The 17,613-nt window shown below is 59.5% G+C and carries 11 protein-coding genes; 5 read left to right on the forward strand and 6 right to left on the reverse strand.

Translation table 11 applies throughout. The features are described 5' to 3' along the window. On the reverse strand, positions 1–2,915 hold a 2,915-nt coding region (locus ERD80_RS12165; RefSeq protein WP_136547066.1), incomplete at its 3' end, for an MdtB/MuxB family multidrug efflux RND transporter permease subunit. Continuing rightward, entirely contained in the window at positions 2,915–4,144 is a 1,230-nt protein-coding gene (locus ERD80_RS12170; RefSeq protein ID WP_136547068.1) for an MdtA/MuxA family multidrug efflux RND transporter periplasmic adaptor subunit, read from the reverse strand. The genes ERD80_RS12165 and ERD80_RS12170, both read right to left, overlap by 1 nt. A 240-nt stretch (positions 4,145–4,384) precedes the next feature. Between ERD80_RS12170 and ERD80_RS12175 the strand changes: the two genes are divergently transcribed. Both ERD80_RS12175 and ERD80_RS12180 read left to right on the forward strand, forming a co-directional pair. After that, positions 4,385–5,347, forward strand: coding sequence for an aldo/keto reductase (locus ERD80_RS12175; protein ID WP_021509316.1), 963 nt, complete (start codon positions 4,385–4,387; stop codon positions 5,345–5,347). Positions 5,348–5,568: 221 nt separating this feature from the next. After that, positions 5,569–6,903 carry a carbohydrate porin gene (locus ERD80_RS12180; RefSeq protein WP_058780350.1) on the forward strand — a complete coding sequence of 445 codons (1,335 nt, stop codon included), beginning with the start codon at positions 5,569–5,571 and terminating at the stop codon, positions 6,901–6,903. 115 nt (positions 6,904–7,018) lie between these two features. Here the strand turns inward: ERD80_RS12180 and yegD are convergent, their stop codons facing one another. The 3 genes from yegD to ERD80_RS12195 all read right to left on the reverse strand — a co-directional run bounded on the left by yegD (position 7,019) and on the right by ERD80_RS12195 (position 11,965). Beyond that, on the reverse strand, positions 7,019–8,371 hold the full coding sequence (gene yegD, locus ERD80_RS12185) for a molecular chaperone (RefSeq protein WP_136547070.1): 1,353 nt from the start codon (positions 8,369–8,371) through the stop codon (positions 7,019–7,021). 75 nt (positions 8,372–8,446) lie between these two features. Beyond that, positions 8,447–11,011: a diguanylate cyclase gene (locus tag ERD80_RS12190; protein WP_136547071.1), complete on the reverse strand. Its 2,565-nt coding sequence runs from the start codon at positions 11,009–11,011 to the stop codon at positions 8,447–8,449. Between the two features lie 342 nt (positions 11,012–11,353). Continuing rightward, positions 11,354–11,965 carry a phosphatase PAP2 family protein gene (locus ERD80_RS12195; RefSeq protein WP_021509320.1) on the reverse strand — a complete coding sequence of 204 codons (612 nt, stop codon included), beginning with the start codon at positions 11,963–11,965 and terminating at the stop codon, positions 11,354–11,356. A 229-nt stretch (positions 11,966–12,194) separates the two neighbouring features. Between ERD80_RS12195 and udk the strand changes: the two genes are divergently transcribed. From udk to asmA, 3 genes are all read left to right on the forward strand, one after another. Then, positions 12,195–12,833: a uridine kinase gene (gene udk / locus ERD80_RS12200; RefSeq protein ID WP_136547073.1), complete on the forward strand. Its 639-nt coding sequence runs from the start codon at positions 12,195–12,197 to the stop codon at positions 12,831–12,833. A gap of 120 nt (positions 12,834–12,953) precedes the next feature. Next, positions 12,954–13,535: a dCTP deaminase gene (gene dcd, locus ERD80_RS12205; protein WP_021509321.1), complete on the forward strand. Its 582-nt coding sequence runs from the start codon at positions 12,954–12,956 to the stop codon at positions 13,533–13,535. Between the two features lie 59 nt (positions 13,536–13,594). Beyond that, a complete protein-coding gene (gene asmA, locus ERD80_RS12210; RefSeq protein WP_136547075.1) occupies positions 13,595–15,394 on the forward strand; it encodes an outer membrane assembly protein AsmA in 1,800 nt (599 codons plus the stop codon). Positions 15,395–15,593: 199 nt separating this feature from the next. Here the strand turns inward: asmA and ERD80_RS12215 are convergent, their stop codons facing one another. After that, on the reverse strand, positions 15,594–17,162 hold the full coding sequence (locus ERD80_RS12215; RefSeq protein WP_136547077.1) for a TerC family protein: 1,569 nt from the start codon (positions 17,160–17,162) through the stop codon (positions 15,594–15,596). Positions 17,163–17,613: the final 451 nt, after the last annotated feature.

Raw genomic sequence — 17,613 nt, forward strand, 5'->3', positions numbered from 1 at the left:
GTGGTCATCAGAATCGGCCGGAAGCGCAGCAGACAGGCCTGATAGATCGCCTCACGCGGCGCCATGCCCTGTTCACGCTCGGCGGCCAGTGCGAAGTCGATCATCATGATGGCGTTCTTCTTCACGATACCGATCAGCAAAATGATGCCGATGATGGCGATGATATCCAGCTCGTTGCCGCTCAGCATCAGCGCCAGCAGCGCGCCAACGCCGGCGGTGGGCAGCGTCGACAGAATGGTAATCGGGTGGATGAAGCTCTCATACAGCACGCCGAGCACGATATACATCGCCACTACCGCCGCGACGATCAGCCAGATGGTGCTGGTCAGCGCCGCTTCAAACGCCAGCGTGCTGCCCTGGAACTGCGTCATCATCTCTGCCGGCATGCCGACCTGATCTTCCGCCGTGGTGATCGCCTGCAGCGCATCGCCGAGCGAGTAGCCGTGCGCCACGTCAAACGAGAAGGTGGCCGACGGGAACTGGTCGAGATGATTAATGCTCAGCGCAGCGTGGCGCTCTTCGATTTGCGCGATGGCGCTGAGCGGCACGCTGCCGCCGTCGCTGCTGTTCAGGCGAATCGCGTCGAGGCTGGCGAGACCGGGGGTTTGCGTGTTGTCCTGCTCCAGCACCACGCGATACTGATTGGCCTGGGTGTAAATCGTTGAGATCAGGCGCTGACCAAAGGCGTTGTACAGCGCGTTATCAATGTCGGCCATGCTGATGCCGAGCCGGCTGGCGCTGTCGCGATCGACGCGCACAAAGGCTTCCAGCCCCTGATCCTGCCAGTCGCTGCTGACGTTGCGCAGCTGCGGCAAGGTGTTGAGCTGTGCCAGCAGTTTCGGCACCCAGCTGCCCAGCGACTCCAGCGAACCCGACTGCAGGGTAAACTGGTACGGCGTGCGGCTCGCCTGGGTATCAATGGTCAGATCCTGTACCGGCTGCAGCCACAGCGACACGCCGGGCAGGCGATCGATCGCCTGCTGCAGCCGCTGCTGCACTGCCGGAATACGATCGTCACGCTGGTCCAGCGGTTTCAGGTTGATTTGCAGCCGCGCGCTGTTAAGCGCCGCGTTGGTGCCATCCACGCCGACGAACGAGGTCAGGCTCTGCACCGCCGGATCTTTCATAATGATCGATGCCACGTCGCGGGTGCGCTGCGCCATACTGGCGTAAGAGACCGACTGCGGCGCCTGCAGCGTGCCCTGAATGATGCCGTTGTCCTGCTGCGGGAAGAAGCCCTTCGGAATCACCACCCACAGCAGCACCGTCAGCAGCAGCGTGCCAAGCGCCACCGACAGCGTCAGCCACGGATGGCGCAGCACGCGCGTCAGCCAGCGGCCATAGCCGGCAATCACCTTATCGAACATCGCCTCGCTGGCGCGGGAGAAGCGGTTCTGCCTGCGCAGCGATTCGGCGCTCAGCATGCGCGCGCACATCATCGGCGTCAGCGTCAGCGAGACCACCGCCGAGATCAGAATCGCCACCGCCAGCGTCACGGCGAACTCACGGAACAAACGGCCAATCACATCGCCCATGAACAGCAGCGGAATCAGCACCGCGATCAGCGAGAAGGTGAGGGAGATAATGGTGAAGCCAATCTCACCGGCACCTTTCAGCGCGGCGGTCATCGGCTTTTCACCTTTTTCGATGTAGCGCGAGATGTTCTCGATTACCACGATGGCGTCATCGACCACAAAGCCGGTGGCGATGGTCAGCGCCATCAGCGTCAGGTTATTGATCGAAAAGCCAAGGAAATACATGGCGGCAAAGGTGCCGACCAGCGACAGCGGCACCGCGACTGCCGGAATAATGGTGGCCGGGACATTGCGCAGAAACAGATAGATGATCATCACCACCAGCCCGATGGCCAGCATCAGCTCATGCTGGGTATCCGCTACTGAGGCGCGAATGTTGGTAGTGCGATCGGTGAGCAGTTTGACGTCAACCGACTTCGGCAGCGTGGCGGTCAGCGACGGCAGCAGCGCGCGGATGCTGTCAGCGGTGGCGATAATATTGGCGCCCGGCTGGCGCTGCACGTTCAGCACAATCGCTGGCTGACGGTTGGCCCAGGCGCCCAGCCAGCTGTTTTCTGCGCCCTGTTCAACCGTGGCGACGTCGCCCAGCCGCACCGGCGCGCCGTTGCTGTAGCTGACGATCAGCTTGCGGTAATCCTCCGCGGAGGTCATCTGGTCATTGGCCGACAGCGTGATGGAGCGCGTTGGGCCATCAAGACTGCCTTTCGCCGAATTGACGTTGGCGTTGCTGATGGCGGTGCGCACCGTCTCGCTGGTGAGGCCGAGGGCCGCCAGCGCCTGTGCGTTCATCTTCACCCGCACTGCCGGACGCTGGCCGCCGGAGAGCGTGACCAGACCGACGCCGGAGACCTGGGAAATCTTCTGCGCCACCCGCGTTTCCACCATGTCCTGCACCTGCGTCAGCGGCATGCTGGTGGTGGTAACGGCCAGCGTCATGATTGGCGGATCGGCCGGATTGACTTTGTTGTACACCGGCGGATTCGGCAGATCGTTAGGCAGCAGGTTAGTGGCAGAGTTGATCGCCGCCTGCACTTCCTGTTCGGCAACGTCGAGCGCCAGCGTCAGCTGGAACTGCAGCGTAATCACCGAGGCACCGCCGGAGCTTTGCGACGCCATTTGCTTCAGGCCGGACATCTGCCCGAACTGGCGCTCGAGCGGCGCGGTAATCGACGAGGTCACCACATCCGGGCTGGCGCCGGGATAGAGCGTGACGACCTGAATGGTCGGGTAATCGACTTCCGGCAGCGCGGAAACTGGCAGGAAGCGATAGCCCAGCACGCCGGCCAGCAAAATCGCGATCATCAGCAGCGTGGTGGCCACCGGGCGCAGAATAAACTGGCGTGACGGGCCGCCGCTGGCGTCGGGAGGCATCACCTGCATTATTGACGTTCTCCGCGAGCCGGTTGCGCCGCGCGCGTGCTGTGCGTGGCGATACTCTGTGCGGCGACAATCTCCACCGTGGCGCCTTCGGTCAGGCGGTCGAGACCGTCAGTGACCACGCGCTGACCGGCCTGCAGCCCGGCATCAATCACCACTTTCTGGCTATCCTGCAGCCCGGCGGTGACGCGTTTCTTACTCACTTTGTTATCGCTGTTCACCATCCAGACAAAGTGGCCGTCGTTGCTCATTTGCAGCGCGGCAGTCGGGATCACCACCGCGTTTTGCAGCGTATCCACCTTCAGCCGGGCATTAACAAACTGATTGGGAAACAGGGCGTCGTCCTGATTGCTGAAGCGCGCCTTGAGTTTAATGGTGCCGGTGGTGACATCGATCTGGTTATCAATGCTCAGCAGCGCACCCGTGGTCAGCAGGGTTTTATTGCTGCGATCCCAGGCTTCAACCGGCAGCGGCTGGCCGCTTTTCTGGGCTTTCAGGATCTGGCTGATATTGTTCTCGGCAACGCTGAACACCACGTCAATCGGGTGCGTCTGGGTGATCACCACCAGACCATTGGTATCGCCGGCGGTAATGTAGTTGCCGACATCCACCTGCTTCAGCCCGACGCGTCCGGCAATCGGCGCGGTGATGCGGCTGTAGGTCAGATTGAGCTGCGCGCTGGCCACATTGCCTTCGTCGGCTTTGATGGTGCCGAGGGTTTCACTGACCAGCGAGCGCTGGGTATCCAGCTCCTGCTGCGACACCAGCGAGGTTTTCGCCAGCTTTTCATAACGGCTGAGGTCGCGGCGCGCGTTAGCCAGCGTCGCCTGATCTTTGGCCAGCTGGCCCTGCGCCTGGGTGAGCGCTACCTGCCATGGTCGGGGATCGATTTCTGCCAGCAGCGCGCCGGCCTCCACCTGCTGACCTTCCGTGAAGTGCAGCGCCATCAGCTGGCCATCGACCCGACTGCGCACCGTAACGGTATTGGCCGCGGTGACGGTGCCCAGTCCGCTGAGGTAATAGGGCACGCTTTCGGTAGTCGCGGTTGCGGCCTGCACCGGTGCCAGCGGACGGCGTCCGCCGCTGTTGTTGCCACCGCGTCCGTGATGCGGTTGGCCATCAGCCTGGGTAGCCTGCGCAGGCTCGGCCGGATGCTGCCACCAGTAGTAAGCGCCCGCCAGCGCAGCCAGCACCACCACGCTAATCAGGCCTGTTTTTAATCGTTTATTCATTGCTCTGTGTGCTCTCCGGCGGTTTCGTTTTCCCCACATGCGCGCGCAAACGAACCGCGGCGCAAACGAAATGATTGTAGTCGCCCGGGTCGGGCAAAAATTGAAGGAATTAAGAATATCGCCCCGGGCACGCTAAGTATTCATATTCAGTAAATATTTTGGCAGCAATACGCATAAGCGTGACTTTTTCCTTTGCTAAGCTGAATGACAGACCAGTCTCGTTTCACTAAGGAGGATCACATGCGTCAACACAAAACCCGTCAGCTGGGCGACAGCGGTATCAGCGTGCCGCTGCTGACGTTTGGCGGCAACGTTTTTGGCTGGACGGTCGATGAAAAAACCTCGTTTTCACTGCTCGACGCGCTGGTGGAAAAGGGGCTGTTCTTCATTGATACCGCAGACGTTTACTCGCGCTGGGCGCCGGGCAACGCCGGCGGTGAATCGGAAACCATCATCGGTAAGTGGCTGAAAAAAAGCGGTAAGCGCGACAGTATCGTGCTCGCCACCAAGGTAGGCATGGAGCTGACGCCTGAGAAAACCGGGCTGAAACCGGCCTATATCCGCCAGGCCGTGGAAGATTCGCTGCGCCGCCTGCAGACGGATGTCATCGATCTTTACCAGGCGCACCGTGATGACGACAGCACGCCGCTGGTGGAGACGCTGAAAGCCTTCGACTCGCTGATCAAAGAGGGCAAAGTGCGGGCTATTGGTGCGTCCAACTACAGCGCGCAGCGCCTGCAGGAAGCGCTCGACATCAGTAAGCAGGAGGGACTGGCGCGCTATGAAACCCTGCAGCCGGAGTACAACCTGTACGATCGTCAGGAGTATGAAAGCGGACTGGAGCAGGTGGCGGTGAAAAACGGTCTCGGCGTGATTAACTACTACTCGCTGGCCAGCGGTTTCCTGAGCGGGAAATACAAAAAGCCGGAAGACGCCAGCAAAAGCGCGCGCGGCCAGGGCATTGTAGAAAAATATCTCAACGATCGCGGTAAGCGCATTATTGAAGCGCTGGAAGATGTCGCGGCCTCGCACGACGCCTCTGCTACCCAGGTGGCGCTGGCGTGGCAGATTGCGCGACCGAGCATCACGGCACCGATTGTCAGCGCCACCTCGCTGCAGCAGCTGGATGAGCTGGTGAAAGCCACCGAGCTGGAGCTCAGCAAGCAGGAGATTGAAGAGCTGGCCAGCGCCAGCAAGCCGTAACGCGAAGCGGGACGCTGCGGCGTCCCGTCACGTAATAATTTTTTCGCCACGCAAAAAATGCCTTTTTCCTCCAGAACATATCCATTCATCGATCGCTGTCACAATTGCGTTAAGTCACTGTCACCTTTGCACTCACTGCGCACAGATTTGCAAAAACTGACATAACCTCAGCATTATTCTCTGCCCGTTCCTCTCCGGAAATTCACAGAAGAATAATCATCATGAACAGAAAAAAAGCAGTGCAGCATATGCCTCGCCTGGCAGCGGGCACCCTGATGTTTGCCATGTTGAGTGCGTCGGCGGTGGCAGCCGATGCGTTCAGCTACGATTCCCCCTATATGTTTGGCGACTGGGGCGGTAACCGAACGCAGCTGGAAAACGACGGCGTGAAATTCGACGTTAACTACACCATGGAGAGTGCCTCGAACCTGGGCGGCGGTGCTGATACCAACACCTCGATGCGCTACAGCGATCAGTGGGCGTTTGGCCTGAATCTTGACCTGCAAAAACTGCTCGACTGGCAGGATGCGCAGTTCCAGATGACCATTACCGACCGTAACGGTCGCAATATCTCCGATCAGGTGGCAGACCGCCGTACCGGCATGCTGTCATCGGTGCAGGAAGTGTACGGACGTGGCCAGACCTGGCGTCTGACGCAGTTCTGGCTCAGCAAAGGGCTGTTTGATAACACTGTCAACCTGAAAGCCGGTCGCGTCACCGTCGGGGAAGATTTCGACAACTTCGACAGCAAGTTCCAGAACCTTGCATTCGGCAGCGGCCAGGCGGGTAACTGGCGCGGCGACCGCTGGTTTAACTGGCCGGTTTCCCAGTGGGGCGGCCGCGTGAAGGTTAACTTCACGCCGGAAGTGTTCTTCCAGGTGGGCTTCTACAACCAGAACAGTGCCAACTACGATCGCGGTGACGGTTTCCGTCTGGATACCAGCAACTCCGAAGGCAACCTGGTGCCGGTGGAACTGGGCTGGAAGCCGACCTTCGGGCCGGCCAACCTGCCGGGTAACTACCGCATTGGTTACTACTACTCGTCGGCCAACGGCGATAACTACGGCAGCTGGCGCGATGGCGCTTATCAGAGCAAGGATCACGCCTACGGCGGCTACGTGCTGTTACAGCAGCAGCTGACCGCGCAGGGCGGCGATGCCAGCCGGGGTCTGGGCGTGACGGTGCAGGCGGTGATGAACGATCACAAAACCTCGAAAACCGACAACTATCAGTCCATCAGCTTTACCTGGAAAGGGCCGTTTGATGCGCGTCCGCAGGATGAGATTGGCGTCGGCGCGGCGCGTATTCACGTCAACAGCGCGTATACCCGTTCGCTGCGTCAGCAGAATGATGCCAACGGCGAAACGAATTTCGACAGCCCAACTTATCTGCCGATTCAGGATGGTTCCGAGTACAACTACGAGGTTTATTACAATGCGCAGCTGACCAAATGGCTGCAGCTGCGTCCAAACCTGCAATACGTGGTGGCACCGGGTGCGGTGAGCGAGGTGAAAGATGCGTTTGTGGGTGGGATCAGTGCGAACGTGAATTTCTAATCTGGCAGAATGTGTGACTTTTCCCTCTCCCTTTGGGAGAGGGCAGGGTGAGGGGAAAATCGCACAGGGCTATCTGGCCCTCACCCTAACCCTCTCCCGCAAGCGGGAGAGGGAATTATCTGAACATCACTTCGGCCCAGCGCGCCAGGCCGGCGGTGACCGAGCCGAAATCATCGCCGCTGGCGATGGGCGTGTCGGGCAGTGCCTGCTGCAGCGCGGCGCGCAGGATCGGCGAACGGGCGCTGCCGCCGGTGAGGTAAATCACCTCCGGACGGGTGTCACAACTGGCCAGCGCCAGCTGCACCTGCTCAAGAATGCGCGCCAGCGGCTGATTGATCGCCTCTTCCAGCTGCGCGGCGCTGATCTCCGCCTGCAGCGTTTGCGCAATAAACGCCAGCGAGGCTGCGGTCTCGCGCTCCTCGGAGAGCGCAATCTTGCTCTCTTCCGCCGCGCGCACCAGCCGGTAGCTCAGCTTCTGCTGCCATACTTTCAGCAGATGCGCGACTTTATCGCCCTGTTCGGCATCACGCACCAGATCGCGCAGCAACTTACCGCTGGCGGCTGAGTAGAAGTCGCTTTGTGCCGGCACATCGTTAATTGCCACCGCGTTCCACCACGGCAGGGCGGGCAGGGCAGTGCCCTTCAGCGTGTTACCGCCCAGACCCAGCAGCGGCATCAGCGTTTTGAACGCCAGCATAATATCGAGATCGTTACCGCCGACGCGGCAGCCGCTGTGGCCAAGCAGGCTGGCACGGCGATCGGACTGATTACGCCACTGCGGCCCCATCAGCAGCATGGAGCAGTCGGTGGTTCCGCCGCCGATATCCACCACCAGCACGCGTGTCTCCTGCTGCAGCGTGGCTTCAAACTCCAGACCGGCGGCAACCGGCTCGAACTGAAACTCGACGTCGCGGAACCCGGCACGCTTTGCGGCACGCAGCAGAATGCCCTGCGCCTGCTGGTTGGCGTCGTCACCGCCCAGCCCCTGGAAGTTTATTGGCCGGCCAATCACCGCCTGATCAACCGGTTGATCGAGCTGGGTTTCACCCTGCTGGCGAATGTGTAGCATCATGGCGCATACCAGATCTTCAAAGAAGGCGATCTGCTGGGGTTTCAGGCCGCTGGCGCCGAGGAACGACTTCGGCGATTTGACGAACCACACCTCTTCCGGATCGACCATATAATGCTGCAGCGCGGTCAGACCAAACTGCACGCTGGCGGGCGTTACCTCGATATCCTCTTCGCGGTTATAACGCAGCGCGCGCTGCAGCAGCGCGGTGCTTTCGCGGTCTGGCGTGGGGACCTGATGGTGGCGGTGCAGCCATTCACTGATGGCTTCGCGCGTGGGCGCGCAAATCATGGAGGGAAGCAGGCGCTGACCGTTTTCCAGTGTCAGTAACCGCGGTGTGCCGCTATCCGTTACCGCGATGGAACAGTTAGCCGTGCCGTAGTCGAATCCGATAAACATTGTATCCCCCATGCCAGAAAAAAGGGGGCGACTTTAGCGCAGCCAACGCGGGCTGGCAATGGGCAGCGCCGCAGTTTATCCCTGAACTTCCTGGTAAACCTGATACTGGCCGCGCCCGGCGTGTTTGGCGCTATAACAGGCGACATCGGCCTGCGACATCACCACATTGCTGATGCAGTTATGCTGATCGATTTGCGTGATACCGGCGCTGGCGCCGACGTGATACGGCCGGTCCTGCCAGATAAAGGTAAAGTCATGCACCGCGCTGACGATGCCCTGCACCACCTCGCGCACCTGGTCAACATTGCTGTAGGGCAGCAGCAGGCCAAATTCGTCACCGCCGAGGCGCGCCAGCACATCGCTATTGCGCAGGTGCTGTTGCATGAGATCGGCCAGTGCGCGCAGCAACGCATCGCCAGCGGCATGGCCGGCGGTATCGTTGACCGCTTTAAACTTATCCAGATCGATAAACACCAGCACGTGCTCGCTGTGATGCGCGGCGGCGTCATTCACCAGTCGCTTCAGCTGCTGTTCAAAGCTGTGACGGTTCGGCAGGCGCGTCAGCATATCGTGAGAGGCGCTGTAGCTCAGGCGTTTCATCATGCGGCGCGACTCGCTGACGTCATGAATGACCATTACGGCACCAATGTCACTGCCAGTCAGGGTTTTCAGCGGCGTGATGCTGTAGTGAATCTCGACCTGGGCACCATCCGGCGTATGCAACACCAGCTCTTCTTCGAGGTCCGGTGTGGTTTTGCTGGCGGGCAGGCTGCACAGCAACAGATTCTCCACGCGCGGCCCCTGCGCGCCACGCGTAATCGTCAGCAGTTCGCTCAGCGCCACGCCAGCCGCTTTCGCCTGCGGCCAGCCGCTCAGCGTCTCGGCCACCGGATTCATGAAGGTCACCCGCATCTCATCGTCAGTACAAATCACCGCTTCACCAATCGAGTCGAGGGTGATGGCCATGCGTTCCTTCTCCTGGAACAGCGCTTCATTCAGCGTGCGCAGCGAAGTAATGTCCTGGCAAATGCCGAGCATGCGTTCGATCTGCCCGTCCTTGCTGATGATGCTATTGGCCTCGGAGCGCACGTAGCGCACGCCCTGCGGCAGGTTGATGCGGTACTCCAGCTGGAAGGCGCTGCGGCGTTCAATCGCCTGCTGAATGGTGAGCGCGGCCGCTTCACGTTCCTGAACATCGACCAGATGCAGCCACAGGTCGTAGCTCGGTACCCGGTGGGGCTCCAGCGCAAACAACTCGTACATGCGCTTGTCCCATAACATCTCGCCGTTTAGCAGGTTCCACTCCCACACGCCGATGCCGCCCGCTTCATTGGCCAGCGTGATGCGTTCCATCAGCCGCTGGTTGACCTGCTCGCTCTGCTTCAGCTCGGAGATATCCACAATCTGCGCGATAAAGTAGAGCGGTTGCAGCCGCGCATCATGCACCATCGAGACCGTGAGGCGCGCCCAGACGATCTCGCCATCTTTGCGGAAATAGCGCTTCTCCAGGGTATAGGTCAGGATCTCACCGGCGATCAGCCGCTCCAGCTGCTGCAGGTCGCTGTTGAGATCGTCCGGATGGGTGATCTGCTGGAAGGTAAGTTTTTTCAGCTCTTCCGCCGCGAAGCCCAGCGTGCGGCACAGCGACTGGTTGACCTGCTGCCAGCCGCCTTCCGGTGATACCAGCGCCATGCCGATGGCGGAATACTCCATGGCGTTGCGGAAGCGGGTTTCGCTTTCGCTGATGTGGTGCTTTTCACGCTGGAAGGCATCCATCACCAGCGACATTACGTGGCTCGGCAGCAGCACCAGCAGAAACGGCAGCCAGGTGCTGACCTGGCCGAGCAGCAGATCGTTGCGCGCCAGGTTGACCCAGTCGAGCGCCAGCAGCAGCGAGATAAAGCTGGCGTTGAGGAAAAACAGCAGAAAGGCTTCGAATTTGGGCAGGCGCACCGCGCACCAGAACAGAATCACCACGATAAAGGTAAACGGCCACGGCAGGAAGCGCAGCGCCAGATAGCTGGCCAGCAGCGTGACAATCAGCGTGAGCAGCGTTTCCAGCTGACGTTCCGGCGTGATCAGCTGGCGCAGCGGTTTATCAGGCCACAGCAGCAGCACTGGACCGAAGGCCAGCACGCCAATCACTTCAGAGATCACCCAGGTGGAGAAAAACGGCAGCGAGGCGTGGCCGTCAACGTGCAGCATCCATAGCGCCACGACGCCGCCCAGCAGCGGCGCGATCAGGCCCGCAGCCAGCGCAAAGCGTATCCAGTCGGCCAGTGAGTTGAGCGGGGCTTTGCGGTCGAGCAGCGCGCGCAGCATCAGCCCGCCGAGGATGGCCTGCACCATATTAAGGATGGCGAATTTGACATTGCTCAGGGCCGGGCCGATCACCAGCAGATTGGCCAGCGCCGTGCCGAGCACGCAGCTGGCCAGCAGCAGCGGTACCTGTCGCGAGGGGGCGCGGAACACCACGACGGTCATTAACGCGGTGGAGTACCAGAGCGGGGAAATGCGGCCGCTGACAACAATCAGTTCCAGACAGAACAGCGTCAGTAAAAATGCCAGCGCGCAAAGCAGCAGGGCGCTGAGCCACTTTTTTTGCGGATTATCCTGCGAGGTTGTTATCTCAAGAGTCATGCACGAATCCAGCAGCGCGCATTGATTACTCGAAGAAAAATGCGCCAGTCAATCTCTTAATCCATGCTAGCACATCTGTCAGATATCTTTGTGCGGAAATGTTTTTTTGCGGCCTGCATCCAGGTGCGCATGAATGCGCACCGGACAAAAACGGTGAAATCTGCTGGCAGTATCGCGCCTGCTGGATCTGCAGGGATTCAGGTAAGGACACGACAAATTGCACGATTTGTAGCGGCGCGATTTATCGCGCAATAAATTGCGCCGCTACAGTATGTGCAATCATTTGTGGAACGTGTTCAAAACGTAATGGACAGACCTTACACCCTTTCCCGCGCAACACACTCAGCGAAACAAATCGGCGCGGGTGAAGGGCTTTTCCAGCCCGGCGAGGTCAGCGGAAAAACGCTCGAGGAACTGCTGGGTGGTGGCGACGCGGCCGTGGCCCATCAGCAACAGCGGAATCAGAAATGCCACTGCCACCTGCACCACGCTAAACCCCTTCAGCGCGGTGCGGCGCTGGCTCAGCAGGAACGCGCTGCTCAGGGTAAAGCCCAGCATCAGTCCGGCCAGCACTTCACTCACCGAGTGCGCATGGATCACCAGGCGCGATAATCCCACCATCAGCGGAATCAGATAGCCGATACCGATGGTCAGGGCGCGCCAGAACGTGGGCCAGCGGCCGGAAATCAGCCACATCATCACCGGCCACAGCGTCGCTGACATCGCGCTATGGCCGCTGAAACCGGTGAAGTTGTAGCGCGCGCTGCCAATGCCGAAGCCGAGAAACATAATTTTCGAGATGCTGACCAGCAGGCCCGCCAGGCCAAACGCCAGCAGCCAGTACCAGACGGTGCGACGGTTGTCGCTTTTCCACGGCAGCACCAGTGCGATGATCACCGCAGTGGGGATCAGCAACATACTGTCGCCGAAATAGGTCAGGGTTCTCCAGCTCATACTTTTCCTTGCAACGACTATCGGGCTCCCGCCAGTCACACGGCGGGCAGAGAAACAGTGTATCGATTAAGCCGCTGGCTGCAAAACGGGATAGTCTGAAAAGGCGGCGCGCCGGTTTTCACTGGCATCAACCCGGTGAAATCCCTATAATTGCCGCCAACTAACCCTCTCAATCGGCCTGTTTTTGTGCAGACAGAAACCGGCTCCAGTTATCAGGTCTTAAAAAAGTATGACTGACAAGTCTCATCAGTGCGTGATCGTTGGCATTGCAGGTGCATCCGCATCCGGAAAAAGTCTTATTGCCAGCACGCTCTATCGTGAAATCCGTGACCAGGTCGGTGACGAGCATATCGGTGTGATCCCCGAAGATGCCTACTATAAAGATCAAAGCCACCTCACCATGGAAGAGAGGGTGAAAACCAACTACGACCATCCGAGCGCGATGGACCACGATTTGCTGCTGCAGCATCTGCGCGCGCTCAAGGCCGGCGAAGATATCGACCTGCCGGTTTACAGCTACGTTGAGCACACCCGCACCGGCGAGTGTATTCACCTGAAGCCGAAGAAAGTGATTATTCTGGAAGGGATTCTGCTGCTGACCGATGCACGGCTGCGCCAGGAGCTTAACTTCTCGATCTTCGTTGATACCCCGCTGGATATCTGCCTGATGCGCCGTATGAAGCGCGACGTCAACGAGCGCGGGCGCTCAATGGACTCGGTGATGAGCCAGTACCAAAAGACCGTGCGCCCGATGTTCCTGCAGTTTATTGAGCCTTCCAAGCAGTATGCCGACATCATTGTGCCGCGCGGTGGTAAAAACCGCATCGCCATTGATATCCTCAAGGCCAAAATTAACCAGTATCTTTGACGACGCCCGTCCGGTTCAGCGGGACCGGAACGGGACACCGTGCGTCCGGATGGACGTGACGCGAACGGTTTGTCACAACCTGACCACCTTTCGCTACACTTAAATCATGGAGTTTCTGCGATGAGATTATGCGATCGCGATATTGAAAGCTGGCTGGACAGCGGCAAGCTGGCCATCGATCCCCGTCCGCCGGTTGAGCGCATCAACGGTGCTACCGTGGATGTGCGCCTCGGTAACCAGTTCCGTACCTTTAGCGGCCACACCGCACCGTTTATAGATTTGAGTGGTCCAAAGCATGAAGTGAGCGCGGCGCTGGATCGCGTGATGAGCGATGAGATTGTGCTGCCGGAAGGCGAAGCGTTCTTTCTGCATCCGGGTGAACTGGCGCTGGCGGTGACGCTGGAATCCGTCACCATCCCCGACGATCTGGTGGGCTGGCTGGATGGCCGTTCGTCGCTGGCGCGCCTCGGGCTGATGGTGCACGTTACCGCGCACCGCATCGATCCGGGCTGGCAGGGCCGTATCGTGCTGGAGTTTTACAACTCCGGTAAGCTGCCGCTGGCGCTGCGTCCCGGCATGCTGATTGGCGCACTGAGCTTTGAACCGCTGTCCGGACCGGCGGCGCGTCCTTACAATCGCCGCGAAGACGCCAAATATCGCGGGCAGCAGGGCGCTGACGCCAGCCGTATTGATAAAGACTAACGTTTCTCCTGGAGTGATTTCGCGCCAGCGGCCTGAAATCTGACGGTGATGAGGATGCAATGAGAAGACTGATAACCACGCTGGCCATCCTGTTAGTGGTGGTCGTAGCGGGCATGACGGCACTGGTGTTGCTGGTCAATCCCAACGACTTTCGTACCTATATGGTACAGCAGGTAAAACAGCGCAGTGGTTATCAGCTTGAAGTGAGCGGCGACCTGCGCTGGCACGTCTGGCCGCAGCTCAGCATTCTGGCGGGCCGCATGAGCCTGACCGCGCCCGGCGCCAGCCAGCCGATGGTCACCGCCGATAATATGCGTCTGGACGTCAATCTGTGGCCGCTGCTGTCGCATCAGTTGAGCGTCAGCCAGGTGATGCTGAAAAACGCGATTATTCGCGCTACGCCGGACAGCGCGGTGCAGAAACCGCAGGGCGCGCCGATTGAGCCGGGCGATAGTGAACCGGCCATCGCCGCCAGCAATGGCTGGACCTTTAACATCAGTAAACTGCGCATCGCCGATAGCCTGCTCATCTGGCAGCAGCCGGGCGGTGACGAGTACAACTTCCGCGATCTCAACCTCAACCTGAATCAGGACGATAACCGGCAGGCCAGCGTTGAGCTGGCGACCCGCGTGTCGCGCAATCAGCGCAATCTCAGCCTGAACCTGAAAGGGCAGATGGACGTGGCGCACTATCCGCACCGTATCAGCGGCCAGCTGGATGAACTGGAGTACACGCTGGACGGCGCGAACCTGCCGCCGCAGGGCATTAAAGGTACGCTGAGCGGGCAGGCGCAGTGGGATGGCGACCAGCAGCAGTTTGCGCTGAACAAGCTGCAGTTAACCGCGAACGACAGCGCCCTCGACGGCAGCGCTGAGGGCCGGCTGGCCCTGCCGCAGCAGCTCAACCTCGCACTGCACGCGACCTCGCTCAATCTGGATAACCTGATGGCCAGCGCGCCCGCCAGCGATAACAGCACCACGCAGCAGGCTAACGTGATGCGCACGCCGGTGATCGCTGAGCCGCGCGCGCACAATAATGCCGACTCGCCGCTCAACAGCATGGATTTGCAGCTGACGCTCGACGCTGACAGCAGCGTGTGGCGCGGTCTGACGCTCAGCAATCTGCAAATTGACGCCCGCAATCAGCGCGGGCTGCTGACGCTCAACAAGCTGCAGGGCAAATTTGGTGACGGCCACTTTTCCATTCCCGGCTCGGTGGATATCCGTCAGCCGGTCACGCAGGTGGCGTTTCAGCCGGAGCTGAGCAGCATTGCCATTGCGCCGCTGCTTAAAGCGCTGGAACTGCCGGCTTCGCTGCAGGGCACGGTCTCGCTCAAGGGCGACATCAGCGGTGCCGGGCTGAGCGTGGCGGAGGCGAAACAGAACTGGCAGGGCAATGCAGAACTGGAAGCGACTAATCTGCAGCTGGCGCGGCTGAATTTGCAGCAGATGGTGCGCCGCGCCGTGGCGCGCGTCAGCAATCGCGTCAGTAACGATCAGCCGGATGACCAGGGAATTGAACAGTTAAGCGGGCGCATCAGCCTGAAGCAGGGCAACGTCACGCTGCCGGATCTGCAGGGCGGCAGTAGCCGGCTGGCGCTGCAAACCCACGGCAACGTGGATGTGGTGAAGCAGCAGCTGGATGTCACCATTAATATGATTCTGCGCGGCTGGCAGGGCGACGACCGGCTGGCGAAAGTACTCAACGGCCAGCCGATTCCGCTGCGCATGTACGGCAGCTGGGGTAATCTGCAGTATTCGCTGCCGGTGGATGACGTGGTGCGCCAGCAGTTGCAGGGCGAAGCCAAAACGCGCCTCAATCAGTGGCTGGATAGCCAGAAGTCTGCACCGCGGCAATAAAAGGACCAGGGCGACGTTATCGGATTGTTTATCGCGCGATGATTCGCGCCGCGACCCCGCGTTGCACTGACGGGTAGCGGCGCAATTTATTGCGCAATGTACAACGGTGCGGATGTCAGGCATGCGCGATAAATCGCGCCGCTACAAATCGCAACACTGGTGGCCGGACACGCATAATAAATCACGCTCCGGCACCGGGTTAAATAAACGGTGCGGGCGCGACCGGCATAATCTCGACTTTTTGCACCCGATGGTTCTCAACCTGCAGGGTGCGCAGCAGATAATCCCCGACGCGCAACTCCTCACCTTCGGCGGGCACGTGCTGCAGGCTATCCATCAGCAATCCCGCCAGCGTATGGTAATTGCGCCTCTCGTCGAGCGGCAGCGCCACATACAGCGCTAAATCTTCCAGCGGCATATGGCCGTTGGCGATCCAGCCGCCATGCTCTGCGGGCTGAATATCGTAACGGGCATCAATCTCTTCCCCTTCATTGGGCAGGTTGCCGGCGATGGTCTCCATCACGTCGCTCAGCGTCACCACGCCTTCCACCGAACCAAATTCATCCACCACAAAGGCAAAATGGGTGCGCGCATGGCGAAACTGCTCCAGCGCCTGCAGCAGGGTGACGCGCTCGGGAAACACCAGCGGCTGGCGAATAAGCGCACGCAAATCCAGCGATTTACTGTGCAGCGACTGATGCAGCAGATCGATCACATGCACCACGCCCAGCGGCTCGCGCCCCTGTTCGGTGATCAGCAGGCGCGTATGCTGGTTGCGGTCGAGTTTATCCATGATCGACTGCGGGTCTTCGCTCAGATCGATGTGCTCGACGTCATGGCGTGACGTCATGATGCTGTTGATCTGGCGCTGACCCAGGCCCAGCACGCGCATGATCATGCGCCGCTCCTGACGGGTAAACAGCGCTGCGCCCTGGTTATCGCTCAGCAGCGATGCCGTGTCGGCATCCAGATCGGCGCGCTGCGCTTCACCGCGCAGAATGCGCAGCACGGCTTCGGCGGTGCGCTGGCGCAGCGGCCGTCCGGCGGTAAGAAAACGGCGGCGATTAAACAGCGCCAGCTGGTTAAAGATCTCAATCACAATCGAGAAGCCAATGGCCGCGTACAGATAGCCTTTCGGGATGACGAAGCCGAAACCCTCTGCCACCAGACTAAAGCCGATCATCAGCAGAAAGCTCAGGCAGAGAATCACAATGGTAGGATGGCCGTTAACGAAGCGCGTCAGCGGCTTGCTGGCCAGCAGCATTAACAGGATGGCGATGGTCACGGCGATCATCATCACCGGCAGGTCGTTGACCATACCGACGGCGGTAATGACGGCATCAAGTGAAAAGATGGCGTCCAGCACCACGATTTGCGCCACCACCGGCCAGAATTTAGCACCGCTGTTATTTTGACACGATTCCTCGTCGCTGCCCTCCAGCCGGGCGTTTAGTTCGGTCGTGGCTTTAAACAACAGGAAGATACCGCCGCCCAGCAGCAGCAGGTCGCGTGCGCTGAAGCTATGCTGGAAGAGGGTGAACAGCGGTTGGGTCAGCGTAACCAGCCACGACAGCGACGCCAGCAGCACCAGCCGTGATACCAGCGCCAGCAGCAGGCCGAACACTCGCGCGCGGTCGCGCAGCGTCGGCGGCAGCTTCTCCACCAAAATGGCAATGAAAACCAGGTTATCAATACCCAGCACCAGCTCAAGAACGATTAGCGTGACTAATCCTGCCCAGAGCGACGGATCGATGATCCACTCCCACATACTTTCATCACCATAATGTCTAAAAATGAGCTTAGTCTGATGATAGTTAATCGTCAGACAGGGTACAAATACGCCCCGGCCGCGCGGATGTCGCGGACTGGCGGCTTATTAGGATTAATCTTACCTTGTTCAGCCGGGCGATAAGTGAAAAGTATGGATAAACATCCTGTGTGGATGAAGACCACTATTTATTCTTATCCGGCGGCAAAAGCGTACATTTTTAATGCGACTAATCTGAAGACGGGTATCGAATTATTCTGAAATTTGGCGTGAAATTGCCTGGCGGGGCTGGCATCAATACTTATGGCTGGTAGTCTTTTTCCTAAAATAGTGCAGGGAAGACGGGGCCTACTTGTAAACAAGCCAGTAATAACTAGTATAGCAACGTGTTAGTAAATGTCTGCGCCAATGTTGTTAATAGCGCGCTGTTTAGCTTCTTAATGTTGTGAAT

The organism is Pantoea sp. R102, from assembly GCF_004916815.1.
In the GTDB taxonomy this organism is placed as follows: domain Bacteria; phylum Pseudomonadota; class Gammaproteobacteria; order Enterobacterales; family Enterobacteriaceae; genus Pantoea; species Pantoea dispersa.

What these genes read in the sequence shown, in the direction of transcription:
- ERD80_RS12195 (WP_021509320.1), bottom strand. Translation starts at nt 11,965, where the DNA reads ATGAGCTGGAGAACCCTGACCTATTTCGGCGACAGTATGTTGCTGATC.
- ERD80_RS12190 (WP_136547071.1), bottom strand. Translation starts at nt 11,011, where the DNA reads ATGACTCTTGAGATAACAACCTCGCAGGATAATCCGCAAAAAAAGTGG.
- ERD80_RS12215 (WP_136547077.1), bottom strand. Translation starts at nt 17,162, where the DNA reads ATGTGGGAGTGGATCATCGATCCGTCGCTCTGGGCAGGATTAGTCACG.
- udk (WP_136547073.1), top strand. Translation starts at nt 12,195, where the DNA reads ATGACTGACAAGTCTCATCAGTGCGTGATCGTTGGCATTGCAGGTGCA.
- ERD80_RS12170 (WP_136547068.1), bottom strand. Translation starts at nt 4,144, where the DNA reads ATGAATAAACGATTAAAAACAGGCCTGATTAGCGTGGTGGTGCTGGCT.
- yegD (WP_136547070.1), bottom strand. Translation starts at nt 8,371, where the DNA reads ATGTTTATCGGATTCGACTACGGCACGGCTAACTGTTCCATCGCGGTA.
- dcd (WP_021509321.1), top strand. Translation starts at nt 12,954, where the DNA reads ATGAGATTATGCGATCGCGATATTGAAAGCTGGCTGGACAGCGGCAAG.
- asmA (WP_136547075.1), top strand. Translation starts at nt 13,595, where the DNA reads ATGAGAAGACTGATAACCACGCTGGCCATCCTGTTAGTGGTGGTCGTA.
- ERD80_RS12180 (WP_058780350.1), top strand. Translation starts at nt 5,569, where the DNA reads ATGAACAGAAAAAAAGCAGTGCAGCATATGCCTCGCCTGGCAGCGGGC.
- ERD80_RS12175 (WP_021509316.1), top strand. Translation starts at nt 4,385, where the DNA reads ATGCGTCAACACAAAACCCGTCAGCTGGGCGACAGCGGTATCAGCGTG.